We start from the raw sequence: 15,201 nt of genomic DNA, 5'->3' as shown, positions 1-15,201 counted from the left end.
TTGTTTAGATTAGATAGAAGAATTTTAACTCATTTTGACTATATGCAACCCATTTTATTTTTACCCATAATTCTTATTTCATTTTTCTTAATCTTTGAAGCTAATCCTTTTTTAGCAGAAAAACAGTTTGTTTATGCCTGTGTGGGATTGTTTGCTTTTATGGTTTTTTTCTTCTTTCCCATAAGGAAATTTATTTGGATTATTCCTGTTGCTTATTGGATTAATATTTTTTTATTGCTAAGCGTAGATATTTTTGGGGTTGAAAAATTAGGTGCTAAAAGATGGCTTGAAATTCCTTTTACTCACTTTACTATACAACCTTCTGAAATTTTTAAACCTAGTTTTATTTTAATGCTTGCCTATCTTATTTATCAAAATCCTCCTCCAAAAAATGGATACAAGCTTAAACAATTCATCAAACTTAGCTTTTACATCATCTTGCCTTTTTTGCTAATTGCAAAAGAACCTGATTTAGGAAGTGCTATGGTTTTACTACTTGTTGGTTTTGGAGTGCTTTTTATCATGGGAATTCATTATAAAATTTGGTTAAGTATTGTTATAGCTATAAGTGTTAGCTCTCCTATTATTTATACACATCTTTTAAAACCCTACCAAAAGCAAAGAATTCATGATTTTATTTCAGAAAAACCAAGTTATCAAGTAGCCCAATCAATGATAGCTATTGGAAATGGTGGTTTAACCGGAAAATCTCAAGATGAAGCTACGCAAACTCATTTTAAATTTTTACCTATTTCAACTAGTGATTTTATTTTCGCTTACATGATAGAAAGATTTGGATTTATTGGGGGATTGACATTAATTATATTTTATATTTTACTTATTTTTCATCTACTTAGTTTAAATTATAAACTTAAAGATGATTATTTTGCTAGAGTTGCTATTAATTGTGTTGCATTATTTATTTTTATTTATGCGGCAGTAAATATTTCAATGACTATAGGTTTTGCACCAGTAGTTGGGATCCCTTTGCCTTTTTTTAGTTATGGTGGAAGTTCTTTTACTATTTTTATGATTTTTTTTGGAATTTTACAGCATTTAATCACTTTTAGATATTTTTGGACGGATATAAAGGCTAAATAAAATATTTTTAAGCATTAATAAGATATAATTTTATCTTTTAATTCAACTTAGGCGGATTTATAGCTCAGTTGGTTAGAGCAACCGGCTCATAACCGGTTGGTCGCAGGTTCGAGTCCTGCTAAATCCACCATTCTACATATAAGCTATAGACTCTTTCTTTAAAAAATAATTTTTAGTTCTTTAAATATTTCAATCTTATATAAAAAAGTATGTGATGTGATTTTCTGAAAGATAAAGTGGTGGTTAGAGGCAGAATCGAACTGCCGACACGCAGATTTTCAGTCTGCTGCTCTACCGACTGAGCTATCCAACCACAATGATTTTGATAAATTAAAAATGTAATTGTATCTTTTTTTCTTTAATTTAAGTTTAAATACAAAAATAAAATTTTATTTCCCTTAAAGTTTTAATAAGATAGAATACCCGCTTTAGATCATTATCAAATGGAAATTTTTTGAAACAATTTGGACTAGATAGACGAACTTTTAAAATTTTACTAGCTGGTTATATTATTATTGCATTGTTTGGGGCTTTATTACTACATTCAAGCTGGGCACATACAACTCCTATTGATTTTTTGGATGCCTTTTTTACAAGCACATCTGCTGTTAGTATGACAGGATTAGTAGTTAAGAACACTGCGGTTGATTTTACCTTAGCAGGGCAAATTATTATCTTAGCTTTGGTGCAAATTGGAGGCTTGGGATATATGGGTATAGGTTTATTCGTTTATATACTCATACGCAAAAAAGTTGGTTTTAGTGCAAGAAATTTACTAAAAGAGTCTTTATTTTATCCATCAATGGATGGTTTATTTAAATTTTTTAAAAAGGTTTTGCTGTTCATTTTTACTATAGAATTGATAGGTGCTATACTTCTTACCATGCGTTTTGCCCTTGAAATGAATTTTAAAAAAGCTTTATGGTTTGGAATTTTTCATTCTATTAGCGCTTTTAATAATTCTGGATTTACTATATTTGAACATGGGCTTATAGCTTATAAACATGATATAGCAATTAATCTTATTATCACTTCTTTGATTATTATTGGAGGGCTTGGATATTTTGTTTTGGTTGAATTATACTTTTTTCAAAGAAAAAAATTGCAAAATTTAAGCCTACATACAAAAATGGTTGTTGTTGCAAGTATTTTTCTTATTTTCTCTTCAACGCTTATTATTTTTGCTTTTGAATACTCAAATCCTCAAACTATAGGACATTTTTCATTTTTCGATAAAATTTTAAGCTCATATTTTATCGCTATTAATTACCGCACAGCAGGATTTAACACCTTAGATATGGGACATTTGCATGATGCAAGCTTATTTTTTGGATCATTGTTTATGGTTATTGGTGGTGCACCAGGTGGAACAGCTGGGGGTATGAAAGTAACAACTGTAATGGTTTTATTGCTCTATGCTTATTGGAGTATCCGCGATGGAAGAGTTAGAATTTTTGGACATGAAATTCCAAGAGAAACTATATCTAAAGCTTTTATTATAGCTGTAGGTTCAGCTGTTTATATAGTAATAGCTGTTATTTTGCTTTCCTTGCTAGAGTCAAAATTTGATTTTATAGCCTTGCTTTTTGAAACTTCTTCAGCTTTTGCAACTGTAGGAATTTCAGTAGGAAATGGTGGAACTTTATCTTTATGCGCTTTGTTTAGTGATCCTAGCAAGGTGATTATCATCATTATGATGCTAAGTGGTAGGATAGGTGTTTTTGCTTTTTTACTCTCGGTATTCAAACAAGACAAAGCTATTCATTTAAAATTCCCTGAAGGAAAGGTTAATTTATAAAGGTAAAATCGTGAAAAATCTTAATTATGGAATCATAGGACTTGGAAAATTTGGCTCAGTTGTAGCAGATGAACTCATTGCTGGAGGTCATACTGTTATCGTTGCGGATAAAGATGAGGAAGCTTTAAAAAGTATACAAAATCCTCCAAGCTATGCTTATATTTTAGATTCTACAAATATTTCAGCCCTAAAAGAAGCAGGCTTTCATGATGTTGAAGTTGTTATTGTTAGCATAGGAGAAAATGTTGAAAAATCAATCCTTACTCTTATGGCGCTTAAAGATATAGGTGTTAAAAATATCATTGCTAAAGCAACCTCTAATATCCATGGTCAAATTCTTTCTAAGTTAGGTGCAACAAAGGTTATTTATCCTGAAAAAGAAAGTGCTAAAAGACTAGTAAAAGAATTTTTAACTAAAGATGCTGATTATGAAGTTTTTGATCTTTCAGCAAATACTATACGAGCTATTAAGATCAATATAGATGAAAAATTAGCAGGAAATTCTTTAAAACATGTAGCACAAAATATGAAAGTGATTTCTTATAAAAAATTAAATAGCGACTGGGAAATACTACCTGATTTAGAAACCACGACAGTTTATAGTGGAGATGTTGTAATACTCCTTGGAACAGTTAAAGAGCTTAGAGAATTTGAACACTAAGCAAGATTTAAAGCCTTACAAGCCTTTACAAAACGCTTTAAGGCTGTTTTTTCTTTGGTAGAAATTTTATGATATATAACTTCATCTAAATAATATCTAACATCTTTTATATCTAAATCCCTTGTTTTGGCATAATTTTGCAGTATATAATAAGGAATTTTAATCTTTGTTTCTGGAAATTTTTTCAAAATTTGTTTATATAAAGCTTTTTTTTGCACACAAGAAAATCTAGCAAAAACAAAAGGCAATCCTGTTTTTTCGTGCCATTTTGCACATAAATCGATATATCTAGAAGGATCTTTTAGATAAAGCTTTAAAGCCTTATCACCTATAATTACTTTTCCATCTTGTTTTAATACTTTAGCTAAAGCATTTGAAGTTGCTGAACTTGGATCTTTGGCATTTGATGTATTTTTTTCTACTAAAACACTTAAAACTCTTTTATTAGCACAAATACCCAAATCTAAATTTTTATATTTTTTTCTAGCACTTTCTATGCTTGAAATGATAGCTGCATCAATTCTTCTATAAAATAAATCTTTATTTAGCTTACTTGGAACTCCTTTTTTATACTCCATACTTGCTTTATAACCATTAGGTAGGGGATATTTCTTAAGATATATATGTAAAGGTAAAAGATTAATATAATCAATTTTTCCAAAAATCATCTCTCTTAAAGAGTGTTAAACACTCTATCTCCTGCATCTCCAAGCCCTGGGATAATATAACCTTTTTCATTTAAACCTTCATCAATACAAGCCACAAAAACTTCTACATCATCATGCATTTGGCTAAATTTTTTCAAACCTTGTGGAGCAGCAAGTATGGATATAAATTTTATTTTTTTAACTCCTTGGCTTTTTAAAAAATTACAAGCCTCTATAGCAGTCCCACCTGTAGCAAACATAGGATCTATAACAATAGCAGTGCGTTTTTTTGCATCTTTGGGAAGTTTTTGAAAATAAAAATCCGCCTTTAAAGTTTCTTCATTTCTCACAAATCCCAAAAATCCAACACTTGCATCAGGAATCATCTTAAAAACGCTTTCAAGCATTCCTAATGCAGCTCTTAAAATAGGACAAATCATAATCTTTTCATCAAGTTTTTTTACTGTAGTTTTTTGTATAGGTGTTGAAATTTCAATTTCTTTTAAAGAAAAATCTTTGCTCGCTTCAAAAAGCAAAAAAGATGAAATTTCATCGATTAACATACGAAATTGAAAGGGCTTTGTCTCTTTAGCCCTTAAAATTCCTAATTTATGTTCGATCAATGGATGATTGATACAATGAATATTTTTCATTTTAAGCTTTCAAAATAAGCTTTCTCATCAAAATTTTTCACCTTAGCCACACCATCTTTTACCGCAGCTGCTGCTACAGCTGTACTTACTGCAGCTTTTACTCTTTCATCAAAAGGTTTTGGTATAACATAATCTCTTCCAAATTCTAAAGTGCTTAAATTATAAGCTTTTTTAACTGCATCACTTACAGGAAGTTTTGCAAGATCTGCTAATGCTTTAGCAGCAGCTACTTTCATATTTTCAGTGATTTTACTTGCACGCACATCTAAAGCCCCACGGAAAATAAAAGGAAAACCTAAAACATTATTGATTTGATTAGCATAATCACTTCTTCCTGTTCCTACAATCGCATCTTTTCTAAGTCTAACTACATCTTCAGGCATCACTTCAGGAATAGGATTTGCCAAAGCAAAAATCACAGGATCTTTTGCCATGCTTAAAACCATTTCATCATCAAGAATTTTTGGCGCACTAAGCCCTAGGAAAACATCAGCCCCTTTTAAAACTTCTTTTAAAGTCTTTTCCTTAGAATCAACAGCAAATTCAAGTTTTTGAGGAGTTAAATCATTTCTATCTTTAGAAATCACTCCTTTACTATCTACTAAAATAATATTTTCAACCCCTAAATTTCTATACATCTTAGCACTTGCTATACCTGCGGCACCTGCGCCACTTACAACCACCTTAATGTCTTTAAATTTTTTACCGCTTATCTCCATAGCATTCATAAGCCCTGCAGTTGAAATAATAGCCGTTCCATGCTGATCATCATGCATTACAGGAATTCCTAAATCTTGCAAAGCCGCTTCGATTTCAAAACATTTTGGCGCAGCTATATCTTCTAAATTTATCCCGCCCACAGTCGGAGCCAAAGCCTTGCAAAAATTTACAATCTCTTCCACACTATGAACATCAATTTCTATATCATAAGCATTGACATTTGCAAATTTTTTAAACAAACAAGCCTTACCTTCCATAACAGGTTTTGAAGCCTGCGCTCCTATGTTTCCAAGTCCTAAAACAGCAGAACCATCACTAACTATAGCTACTAAATTAGCCTTATTTGTATAAGTATAAGCAAGCTCATTATCTTTAGCGATTTCAAGGCAAGGTTCTGCAACTCCTGGGCTATACGCCAAAGATAGATCATGGCTTGTAGCCATTGGCTTACTTGGTACAATATCAATTTTCCCACCTAAATGGTATTTTAAAGCTTCTTCTTTTAAATTCATTTTATTTTCCTCTAACTTTTAAAAAATTTTCTATTCTTTTTTTGCACTCATCAACCTCTAAAAATTCTAATACTTCAAAAATACTAGGACTTACCGCACTCCCTGTTAAAGCTATGCGTATAGGCTGAGCCAAATCTTTTAACTTTGCTTCTTTTTTTTCTAAAAAATCATTTGTAAAATCTTCAAAATCTTTACCTGTTTTTTGATCTTTAAGTGTATTAGCAAATGCTTGGAGCAATTCTAAATTATTTTTGTTAATAAATTTTTGTACTGCATTTTCATCATAATTTTGCGGCGCATTAACTATACTTTTTGCACCATTGATAATATCATGCAAGGTTTTTGCACGCTCTCTTAATAAATCAAGTAAAAATCCTGCCTTTTCACAAACAGATAAATCAAAGCCAAGATCCTTAAGCTGACGGTTAATCTCTTCAAAAGGCAAAGTTTTAATATAATGAGCGTTAAGCCATTCAAGCTTTTTAGCATTATAACAAGATGCGCTTTTATTAATATGATAAGGGTCAAAAAGTTTTTTCAAATCTTCTAATGAAAAAACCTCATCATCACCATGGCTCCAACCTAAACGCACAAGAAAATTAAGCAAAGCTTGAGGTAAAATTCCCATTTCTTTGTATTCCATAACATCAGTTGCCCCATGTCTTTTTGAAAGCTTTTTACCATCTTCTCCATGTATCATAGCCACATGAAAAAATTTAGGAATTTTAAAACCCAATGCCTCATAAAGCACAATTTGTTTAGGAGTATTTGAAAGATGATCATCTCCGCGAATCACATCACTTACCCCCATTAAAGCATCATCAATAACAACAGTAAAATTATAAGTTGGAGTTCCATCACTTCTTGCAATGATAAAATCATCCATTATATCCTCTGCTTTAAATCTCACCTCGCCTTTAACCCCATCTTCAAAAACAATCTCACCGCTTTGAGGTGCTTTAATACGCACAACAGGCTCTATACCCTGAGGTGGCGTGCCTGTAAATTCTCTATATCTTCCATCATATCTTGGGCGCTCTTTGGCAGCTTCTTGCTTGGCGCGCAATTCTTCTAATTCTTCTTTACTCATATAACAATAATACGCTTTACCTTCATCTAAAAGCTTTTTAACATATTCTTTATAAAGATCAAAACGCTCTGATTGGTAAGTTACTTCTCCATCATGTTCTAAACCGCACCATTTAAAAGCTTCGATAATTGCTTTAGTAGCTTCTTTGGAATTTCTTTTTAAATCCGTATCTTCGATACGAAGTAAAAAATTTCCACCATTTTTTCTAGCGTATAAATAATTATAAAGAGCTGTTCTAAGTCCACCTATGTGCAAATACCCTGTTGGGCTTGGAGCAAAACGCGTTGTAAGTTTTTCGTGCATTTTTTGCCTTTTCTTAAATTTTTATTGATATAATGCGATATTTATACTTAAACAAAGGTTTGAAATGAAAAAAATTTTATTAAGTTTTGCATTTTTTGCAAGTTTAGCTAGTGCAAATACCATTAATGCTATAGCTGTAGTTGTAGATAAAGAGCCTATCACAACTTATGATATAGATCAAACTATGAAAGCACTTAAAATTGATAGAAATAAAGCTTTAGGCGTACTCATCAATGAAAAAATGGAAATTTCACAAATGAAACAACTAGGTATTGTAGTCAATGATCTAGAGCTTGATGATGCTATAAATAAAATGCTTGCTCAAAACAAAACGACTTTAAATGCTTTCAAAGCAAATTTAAAATCCAAAAATCAAAGCTATGAACAATTTCGTGCAAATTTTAAAAAAGATTTAGAAAAAAGAAAGCTTTATGAAAAAATCGCAAGTATGGCAAAAACTGATTTTAGTGATGATGGAGCAAAAAAATTTTTCGAACAAAATAAAGATAAATTCACTTTTTATACACAAATTAATGCAAATATTTATCTATCAAACAATCCTCAAACTTTAGAAAATATCAAAAATACAAAAAAAACAATCCTTAAACCACAAAATGCATCTTTAAACACAAGTAATGCCGATCCAAGACTTTTAGGGCTTTTATCACAAATTCCTGTTGGAGGCTTTTCCCCTATTTTAAATGGAAAAAATGGCTATGAACTCTATGAAGTTAAAAGCAAAGATGGGGCACAAACTCCTGAATATGAACAAGTTAAAAATGAAGTTTTAAACGCTTATGTAAGCGAACAAAGACAAAATTTCATACAGGATTATTTTGATAAACTCCGCTCTAAAATCAATATAGAATATTTAAGATAAAAATTACAATTAAAATTTCCCTTTAATAGGGAAATTTTAATGTCTTGCAAGATAATTTGTATCGTAGTTATTATTAATAAAATCAGGATTTTCCATCATAGAAAGATGAAAATCTTTGGTTGTTTTTATCCCACTTATAAGCAACTCATCTAAAGCTACTTTCATTTTTGCAATAGCTTTATTACGATCTTCTGCCCAAACTACAAGTTTGCCTATCATAGAATCATAATAAGGAGGCACGCTATAGTCTTGATAACAATGACTTTCCATTCTGACATTGCGTCCTGCGGGTGGAATGTATTTAGTAATCTTACCTGGACTTGGCAAGAAAGTTTTGGAATCTTCAGCTGTGATTCTACATTCTATAGAATGCCCATTTAATTTAATACTTTCTTGAGATGGTAAAGCATAACCTTCTGCTACTTTAATCATTTGTTCTATGATATCAATCTCACTTACCATTTCACTTACACAGTGTTCAACTTGCAAACGCGTATTCATTTCTATAAAATAAAAATCCAAATTTTTATCTACCAAAAACTCAAAAGTTCCCGCACCTTCATATCCTATAGCTTTAGCTGCCTTAATAGCAGTTTCATGAAGTCTAGTGCGTGTTTTTTCATCAAGCAAAATCGCAGGGGATTCTTCTATAAGTTTTTGATGGCGTCTTTGCATAGAACAATCTCTTTCGCCCACATGAATCACATTGCCAAAACTATCTCCTATAACCTGCACTTCTATATGGCGTGGATTTTGTATGTATTTTTCCATATACATAGTTCCATCGCCAAATGCTGTCATAGCCTCGCTTTCAGCCGACCAATACGCTTTTTCAAGATCTTTTTCATTTTCAACCACACGCATACCACGACCACCACCACCTGCAGCTGCTTTTAAAATCACAGGATAACCTATTTCTTTGGCAAGTTTTTTAGCTGCTTCAGCTCCTGCCAAAGCCCCATCGCTTCCTGGGATCACAGGTACGCCTGCTCTTTGCATGACTTGTTTTGCTTTTGATTTATCACTCATTAAATTCATAGCTTCCACAGAAGGACCTATAAATTTGATGTTATGTTTAGCACAAATTTCAACAAAATTTTGATTTTCACTTAAAAATCCGTATCCTGGAAAAATCGCATCTGCTTCAGCAATTTCAGCTGCTGTAATAATAGCTGGGATATTTAAATAGCTTTCAGAACTTCTTGCTTTGCCTATACAAATGCTTGCATCAGCGTATTTTAAATACAAAGCATCTTTATCTGCTTCAGAATACACACAAATTGCTTTTTTACCCATTTCTTTAATCGTTCTTAAAGCACGCAGTGCTATTTCTCCACGATTAGCAATTAATATGCTTTTAATTTCCATTTTATAATTTCTCCACCGCAAATAAAGGCATTCCAAATTCTACAGGCTGACCATCAGCAACTAAAATTTCAGCGATCCTACAATCAAATTCCGCTTCAATTTCATTCATGATTTTCATCGCTTCGATAATAGCTATAGTATCGCCTTTTTTAACCGTACTACCTACTTTTACAAAAGGTGCTGCACCTGGACTTGGAGCTTGATAGAAAGTTCCTACCATAGGGCTGTTTATACTTGGTTTGTTTGATTTTACACTTTGACTAGGTTGAGCTTCGTTTACAACGCTTACATTGATAGGTTGTGGAGCTGGAACTGGAGGACAAACAGGAGCTGGAACATCGCAGCACATATCTCTTTCAAGTTCTATTTCAAAACCATCTTGTTCTTTGATCTTAATTTTACTAATATTTGCTTCAGCAAAAAGGTTGACTAACTCTTTAATTTCTTCTTTTGTCATAAAATTCTCCTACAAAATTTAAGAACTTAACCTTGTATTATATAAAAAAACTTGAAATTTAACTTTAAAAAAGAAAAAAATCATAAAAAATATAGATTTTTTAGGTTATAATCCTTACAAAAAATTACAAATATTAAAAAGGTTAAAAATGGGCTTAAAAGCGGATAATTGGATAAGAAAAATGGCATTAGAACACAAGATGATCGAACCATTTTGCGAAGCAAATATAGGAAAAGGTGTGGTAAGCTATGGACTTTCAAGCTATGGTTATGATATACGTGTAGGGCGTGAGTTTAAAATTTTTACCAATGTTAATTCAACTGTAGTGGATCCAAAAAATTTCGTAGAAGAAAATGTAGTAGATTTTGAAGGCGATGTATGTATAGTTCCTGCAAATTCTTTTGCCCTAGCTAGAACTATAGAGTATTTTAAAATGCCTGATAATGTCTTAGCTATTTGTCTTGGCAAAAGCACTTATGCAAGATGTGGCATCATCGTCAATGTTACCCCTTTTGAACCAGGTTTTGAAGGACATATCACTATAGAAATTTCAAATACTACACCTTTACCTGCAAAAATTTATGCCAATGAAGGTATAGCGCAAGTGTTGTTTTTGCAAGGCGATGAAAAATGTGACACCACTTATAAAGATAAAAAAGGCAAGTATCAAGCCCAAACTGGCATAACCTTGCCAAGAATTTTAAAATAGGAACACTTATTGCTTTAATTTTAAAAAAAACTTAAGCAAAGGAAGGCAAAATGTTTAACAAAAAAAATATCTTAATCACGGGCGGAACAGGCTCGTTTGGAAAAACTTATACTAAGGTTTTGCTAGAAAACTATAAACCTAATAAGATTATCATTTATTCTCGTGATGAGCTCAAACAATTTGAAATGGCAAGCGTTTTTAATGCTCCTTGTATGCGTTATTTCATAGGAGATGTAAGAGATAAAGAGCGTTTAAGTGCTGCTATGCGTGATGTGGATTTTGTTATACATGCTGCTGCAATGAAGCATGTGCCTATTGCTGAATATAACCCTATGGAATGTATAAAAACAAACATACACGGTGCGCAAAATGTCATCGACGCTTGTTTTGAAAATGGGGTTAAAAAATGTATCGCTCTTAGCACAGACAAGGCTTGCAATCCTGTAAATTTATACGGCGCAACCAAACTTGCAAGCGACAAGCTTTTTGTCGCTGCAAACAATATAGCAGGCAACAAACAAACACGCTTTGGTGTTACAAGATATGGCAATGTTGTAGGTTCAAGAGGATCGGTAGTGCCTTTCTTTAAAAAACTCATCAGTGAAGGAGCCAAAGAACTTCCTATCACCGATACAAGAATGACTCGTTTTTGGATCAGCCTTGAAGATGGAGTGAAATTTGTACTGAGTAATTTTGAAAGAATGCACGGAGGAGAAATCTTTATCCCTAAAATTCCTTCGATGAAAATCACCGATCTAGCCCATGCTTTAGCTCCTCATTTAAGCCATAAAATCATAGGCATAAGAGCAGGAGAAAAACTACATGAAATCATGATTTCAAGCGATGATAGTCATTTAACCTATGAATTTGAAAACTACTATGCTATAAGCCCGAGTATTAAATTTGTAGATAAAGATAATGACTTTAGTATCAATGCCCTAGGCGAAAAAGGACAAAAAGTAAAAGATGGTTTTTCTTATAGTTCGGATAATAATCCTTTATGGGCAAGCGAAAAAGAACTTTTAGAAATCATCAATCACACCGAAGGTTTTTAAAATGCTTACTTATTCTCATCAAAACATCGATCAAAGCGATATAGATACACTTACAAAAGCTTTAAAAGATGAAATTTTAACAGGGGGTAAAAAGGTAGATGAATTTGAAGAAGCCCTTTGTGAATATGTGGGCGTAAAACACGCTTGTGTATTAAACTCAGCCACTTCAGCCCTTCATCTTGCTTACACAGCACTAGGCGTCAAAGAAAAAATCGTTTTAACTACTCCTTTAACCTTCGCTGCTACGGCTAATGCGGCCTTAATGGCAGGAGCTAAGGTAGAGTTTATCGACATTAAAAACGATGGCAATATCGATGAAAAAAAACTAGAAGCAAGACTTTTAAAAGATAGTGAAAATATAGGAGCTATTAGCGTAGTGGATTTTGCGGGCAATAGCGTTGAAATGGATGAAATTTCAAACCTTGCTAAAAAATACAATATCCCTTTAATCGATGATGCAAGCCATGCTTTAGGCGCCTTATATAAAAGTGAAAAAGTAGGAAAAAAAGCTGATCTTTCTATCTTTTCTTTTCACCCTGTTAAACCTATTACCACTTTTGAAGGTGGAGCTGTGGTGAGTGATAATGAAGAGCTTATCGCTAAAATCAAGCTTTTAAGAAGCCATGGTATCATTAAAAAAAGGCTTTGGGATAGCGATATGGTAGAACTTGGCTATAATTACCGCTTAAGTGATGTTGCTTGTGCTTTAGGGATAAACCAGCTTAAAAAACTCGATCGCAATCTTGAAAAAAGAGAAGAAATCGCAAAATTTTATGATAAAGAATTTGAAAAAAATCCTTATTTCTCCACGATAAAAATCAAAGATTATAAAAAAAGCTCAAGACATTTATACCCTATTTTGCTTTTTCCTGAATTTTATTGTCAAAAAGAAGAACTTTTTGAAAGCTTACTTCATGCAGGAATTGGCGTGCAGGTGCATTATAAACCAACTTATGAGTTTAGTTTTTATAAAAAACTCTTAGGAGAAATAAAACTTCAAAATGCGGATAATTTTTACAAAGCCGAGCTTAGCATACCTTGTCATCAAGAAATGAATCTAAAAGATGCAAAATTTGTAAAAGATACTTTATTTAGCATTCTTGAAAAAGTTAAAAAGGGATATTGTGGATAATAAGCTAGACTTTAGGAGTCAAGATTTTAGCCAAACTGGAAAGGCTATGTATGAACTAGCTTGTGAACTTTTTCCCATCCCTAGAAGCATCACAGGGCAAGGTTTTAGAGCTAGTTTAGAAATTTTAAATAAAACTCTGGGGGGGGGTATACTCAAATTTCACTCTATCAAAAGTGGCACAAAGGTTTTTGACTGGATAGTTCCTGATGAATGGAATGCCAAAGAAGCTTATATCATCACTCCAGAAGGAGAAAAAATTTGTGATTTTAAAAAGCATAATTTACACCTTCTAAACTATAGCGAAGCTATCGATCAAGAAATCGAACTAGAAGAACTTCAAGATCATCTTTTTTCCATAGAAGAAATGCCTGATGCTATTCCTTATGTAACGAGTTATTACAAAAGGCGTTGGGGATTTTGTCTCACGCATAATGAAAGAAAAAAACTCAAAAAAGGCAAATACAAAGTTTATATCGATGCAAAACATGATGAAAATGGGGTTTTGGACTATGCTGATTTTATCCTACCTAGCACACAAAATTCAAAAGATGAAATTTTAATTTCAACCTATCTTTGCCACCCTTCCATGGCGAATAATGAGCTTAGCGGCCCTGTGGTGGCTATTTTCTTAGCAAAATGGCTTTTGAGTTTAAAAGAAAGAAAATATAATTACCGCTTTGTCATCATCCCTGAAACCATAGGCTCTATAGTCTATCTTAGTAAACATTTAGAACATTTAAAAAAACATGTCAAAGCAGGCTTTGTGCTTTCTTGCTTAGGCGATGATCATGCTTACTCACTCATACACACACCTAAAGAAAATACTCTAAGCGATAAAGTCGCCCTGCATACGCTTAAAAATAAAGAAAATTTCAAAGCTTTTAGTTTTTTAGATCGTGGAAGCGATGAAAGACAATACAATGCTCCGCTTGTAAATCTTGGCATAGTAGGAGTATGTCGCACAAGGTATGGTGATTATGATGGATATCATAACTCAAAAGATGATCTCAATTTTATCTCTGAAAAAGGCTTAATGGGCGGACTTCAAAGCATGCAAGAAATGATTTTAAATCTAGAAATCAACGCCGTATATGAAAACACCATAGTATGCGAACCCAATCTTGGCAAAAGAGGACTATATCATACCCTTAGCACTGCCAATGACATTCCTTTGGCTTGTAATTTTCTAGCTTACTGCGATGGAGAGAATGATATCATCGATATAGCCAATATCTTAAATATGCAAGCTTATGAATTTAAAGAACTTTTAGAAAAAATCTTAGAATATAAACTTTTAAGCATAATTCATTAAATTTTTAGCATGATTATCTTCAATATCCTTAACAATTACATCATATGCTTTAGATAAATCGATTTTCTTAATGCAAAGATTTTCAAATTTTTTAAGCTCCATTACATTTTCTTTTATAAAAAGATTTTCCAAACCATTGACATCTGTTAAAACTCCATCTTTGCGAACAAACATATCATAAGTTTTTAATTGCGTAAATCCCTTTTCGTCTGTATATAAAGCCTCAAAACTTTTGTTAAAACGATAATCGACTTTTAAACACTCTTCCACATAATGCACAAAAGTAAAAGAATCTTGCAAAGGCAAATTTACAATAATCATTTTTGCATTATTTTTACGCATAAAAGCAAAAGGAGAATTATTATCAAAAGCTCCCTTATTCTCAAGCACAACAAGTTCTTTTTGAAATTTTCCAGCAACCGCAAAAGAATAAATAGGGTGTTTTGTTCTTCTAAAATCATCTCTTTTAAGAGCTATATTACCTAAAGCTCCAGTTTGTGATTTAGAATTTAAAATATCATATGCCAAACCTTTACAAAAATCCCAATTAAAAGTATGAATAGCTAGTGTATCTACATTATCTTTCATACAATCTAATAAAAAATTTAATTTTTTTCTATTATCTCCATCTATATTTTGCAAAAATTGCATCAAATTCCCTGTAAATAAAATAAAATCATCTTTATTTAACTCTAAGAAATTTATAAATCGTATTATCTTTTCCATGTTAAAACCTAAATAAAATATTTTATAATTAATGAAAAATTTTATGATACAATATATTAATTTTCAACATTCTTAAG

General features: G+C 32.1%; 15 protein-coding genes and 2 tRNA genes. 9 read left to right on the top strand and 8 right to left on the bottom strand.

Features of this window, described 5'->3' with window-relative positions; all coding sequences use genetic code 11:
• Window positions 1-1,101 carry an FtsW/RodA/SpoVE family cell cycle protein gene (locus tag ELQ10_RS00600; protein WP_002876759.1) on the top strand — a complete coding sequence of 367 codons (1,101 nt, stop codon included), beginning with the start codon at window positions 1-3 and terminating at the stop codon, window positions 1,099-1,101.
• 53 nt (window positions 1,102-1,154) lie between these two features.
• Window positions 1,155-1,231 (top strand) — tRNA-Ile (locus tag ELQ10_RS00595).
• A gap of 107 nt (window positions 1,232-1,338) precedes the next feature.
• On the opposite strand, the gene ELQ10_RS00590 is transcribed toward ELQ10_RS00595, so the two are convergent.
• Window positions 1,339-1,414: transfer RNA gene (locus ELQ10_RS00590), tRNA-Phe, on the bottom strand.
• Between the two features lie 141 nt (window positions 1,415-1,555).
• Here ELQ10_RS00590 and ELQ10_RS00585 point away from each other — a divergent pair.
• Window positions 1,556-2,899, top strand: a complete 1,344-nt coding sequence (locus ELQ10_RS00585; RefSeq protein WP_002876757.1) for a TrkH family potassium uptake protein — start codon at window positions 1,556-1,558, stop codon at window positions 2,897-2,899.
• A 10-nt stretch (window positions 2,900-2,909) separates the two neighbouring features.
• Window positions 2,910-3,560, top strand: coding sequence for a TrkA family potassium uptake protein (locus ELQ10_RS00580; protein WP_002853664.1), 651 nt, complete (start codon window positions 2,910-2,912; stop codon window positions 3,558-3,560).
• Here the strand turns inward: ELQ10_RS00580 and ELQ10_RS00575 are convergent.
• From ELQ10_RS00575 to gltX, 4 genes are read right to left on the bottom strand one after another with little or no spacing between them, the layout of a single operon-like run.
• The gene (locus tag ELQ10_RS00575) at window positions 3,557-4,228 is read right to left on the bottom strand and encodes a menaquinone biosynthetic enzyme MqnA/MqnD family protein (RefSeq protein WP_002876755.1); all 672 of its coding nucleotides are present in this window, start codon (window positions 4,226-4,228) and stop codon (window positions 3,557-3,559) included. The two genes, ELQ10_RS00580 and ELQ10_RS00575, sit on opposite strands and share 4 nt — an antisense overlap.
• Before the next feature lie 5 nt (window positions 4,229-4,233).
• Window positions 4,234-4,860 (bottom strand): uracil phosphoribosyltransferase, encoded by a 627-nt coding sequence (upp, locus tag ELQ10_RS00570; RefSeq protein WP_002831283.1) that lies wholly within the window; start codon window positions 4,858-4,860, stop codon window positions 4,234-4,236.
• Window positions 4,857-6,092, bottom strand: coding sequence for a malic enzyme-like NAD(P)-binding protein (locus ELQ10_RS00565; RefSeq protein WP_134250037.1), 1,236 nt, complete (start codon window positions 6,090-6,092; stop codon window positions 4,857-4,859). Before ELQ10_RS00565 ends, upp begins: the two co-directional genes overlap by 4 nt.
• 1 nt (window position 6,093) lies before the next feature.
• A complete protein-coding gene (gene gltX / locus ELQ10_RS00560) occupies window positions 6,094-7,485 on the bottom strand; it encodes a glutamate--tRNA ligase (RefSeq protein WP_002869091.1) in 1,392 nt (463 codons plus the stop codon).
• A gap of 64 nt (window positions 7,486-7,549) precedes the next feature.
• On the opposite strand from gltX, the gene salC reads away from it, so the two are divergent.
• Entirely contained in the window at window positions 7,550-8,365 is an 816-nt protein-coding gene (salC, locus tag ELQ10_RS00555) for a peptidylprolyl isomerase SalC (RefSeq protein ID WP_002889770.1), read from the top strand.
• A 36-nt stretch (window positions 8,366-8,401) separates the two neighbouring features.
• On the opposite strand, the gene ELQ10_RS00550 is transcribed toward salC, so the two are convergent.
• Together ELQ10_RS00550 and accB are read right to left on the bottom strand one after the other, a co-directional pair.
• The gene (locus ELQ10_RS00550; RefSeq protein WP_002871650.1) at window positions 8,402-9,733 is read right to left on the bottom strand and encodes an acetyl-CoA carboxylase biotin carboxylase subunit; all 1,332 of its coding nucleotides are present in this window, start codon (window positions 9,731-9,733) and stop codon (window positions 8,402-8,404) included.
• Between the two features lies 1 nt (window position 9,734).
• Window positions 9,735-10,190, bottom strand: coding sequence for an acetyl-CoA carboxylase biotin carboxyl carrier protein (accB, locus tag ELQ10_RS00545; RefSeq protein ID WP_002853623.1), 456 nt, complete (start codon window positions 10,188-10,190; stop codon window positions 9,735-9,737).
• 148 nt (window positions 10,191-10,338) lie between these two features.
• Between accB and dcd the strand changes: the two genes are divergently transcribed.
• Genes dcd through ELQ10_RS00525 form a run of 4 tightly spaced genes read left to right on the top strand, consistent with a single transcriptional unit; the run spans window position 10,339 to window position 14,398 of the window.
• Window positions 10,339-10,899 carry a dCTP deaminase gene (dcd, locus tag ELQ10_RS00540; RefSeq protein ID WP_002854086.1) on the top strand — a complete coding sequence of 187 codons (561 nt, stop codon included), beginning with the start codon at window positions 10,339-10,341 and terminating at the stop codon, window positions 10,897-10,899.
• Window positions 10,900-10,949: 50 nt separating this feature from the next.
• Window positions 10,950-11,954, top strand: a complete 1,005-nt coding sequence (pseB, locus tag ELQ10_RS00535; protein WP_052949199.1) for a UDP-N-acetylglucosamine 4,6-dehydratase (inverting) — start codon at window positions 10,950-10,952, stop codon at window positions 11,952-11,954.
• Between the two features lies 1 nt (window position 11,955).
• Window positions 11,956-13,086 (top strand): UDP-4-amino-4,6-dideoxy-N-acetyl-beta-L-altrosamine transaminase, encoded by a 1,131-nt coding sequence (pseC, locus tag ELQ10_RS00530; protein WP_070304706.1) that lies wholly within the window; start codon window positions 11,956-11,958, stop codon window positions 13,084-13,086.
• A 46-nt stretch (window positions 13,087-13,132) separates the two neighbouring features.
• Complete coding sequence (locus tag ELQ10_RS00525) at window positions 13,133-14,398, top strand: DUF4910 domain-containing protein (RefSeq protein ID WP_079861725.1); 1,266 nt, start codon at window positions 13,133-13,135, stop codon at window positions 14,396-14,398.
• On the opposite strand, the gene ELQ10_RS00520 is transcribed toward ELQ10_RS00525, so the two are convergent.
• Complete coding sequence (locus tag ELQ10_RS00520; protein ID WP_052775497.1) at window positions 14,381-15,124, bottom strand: AAC(3) family N-acetyltransferase; 744 nt, start codon at window positions 15,122-15,124, stop codon at window positions 14,381-14,383. The genes ELQ10_RS00525 and ELQ10_RS00520 overlap by 18 nt on opposite strands.
• Window positions 15,125-15,201 lie beyond the last annotated feature (77 nt).

Origin of the sequence: Campylobacter sp. US42a (genome assembly GCF_004379055.1) — a bacterium.
GTDB lineage: Bacteria > Campylobacterota > Campylobacteria > Campylobacterales > Campylobacteraceae > Campylobacter_D > Campylobacter_D jejuni.
The sequence above is the reverse complement of the archived record's forward strand: the minus strand, read 5'-3'. Positions and strand labels throughout refer to the sequence as shown.

Excerpts from the sequence above, each read along its gene's own strand:
- ELQ10_RS00525 (WP_079861725.1), top strand. The coding sequence starts at position 13,133 with ATGTATGAACTAGCTTGTGAACTTTTTCCCATCCCTAGAAGCATCACA.
- pseC (WP_070304706.1), top strand. The coding sequence starts at position 11,956 with ATGCTTACTTATTCTCATCAAAACATCGATCAAAGCGATATAGATACA.
- ELQ10_RS00550 (WP_002871650.1), bottom strand. The coding sequence starts at position 9,733 with ATGGAAATTAAAAGCATATTAATTGCTAATCGTGGAGAAATAGCACTG.
- ELQ10_RS00520 (WP_052775497.1), bottom strand. The coding sequence starts at position 15,124 with ATGGAAAAGATAATACGATTTATAAATTTCTTAGAGTTAAATAAAGAT.
- gltX (WP_002869091.1), bottom strand. The coding sequence starts at position 7,485 with ATGCACGAAAAACTTACAACGCGTTTTGCTCCAAGCCCAACAGGGTAT.
- dcd (WP_002854086.1), top strand. The coding sequence starts at position 10,339 with ATGGGCTTAAAAGCGGATAATTGGATAAGAAAAATGGCATTAGAACAC.
- pseB (WP_052949199.1), top strand. The coding sequence starts at position 10,950 with ATGTTTAACAAAAAAAATATCTTAATCACGGGCGGAACAGGCTCGTTT.
- ELQ10_RS00565 (WP_134250037.1), bottom strand. The coding sequence starts at position 6,092 with ATGAATTTAAAAGAAGAAGCTTTAAAATACCATTTAGGTGGGAAAATT.
- accB (WP_002853623.1), bottom strand. The coding sequence starts at position 10,190 with ATGACAAAAGAAGAAATTAAAGAGTTAGTCAACCTTTTTGCTGAAGCA.
- ELQ10_RS00575 (WP_002876755.1), bottom strand. The coding sequence starts at position 4,228 with ATGATTTTTGGAAAAATTGATTATATTAATCTTTTACCTTTACATATA.
- salC (WP_002889770.1), top strand. The coding sequence starts at position 7,550 with ATGAAAAAAATTTTATTAAGTTTTGCATTTTTTGCAAGTTTAGCTAGT.
- upp (WP_002831283.1), bottom strand. The coding sequence starts at position 4,860 with ATGAAAAATATTCATTGTATCAATCATCCATTGATCGAACATAAATTA.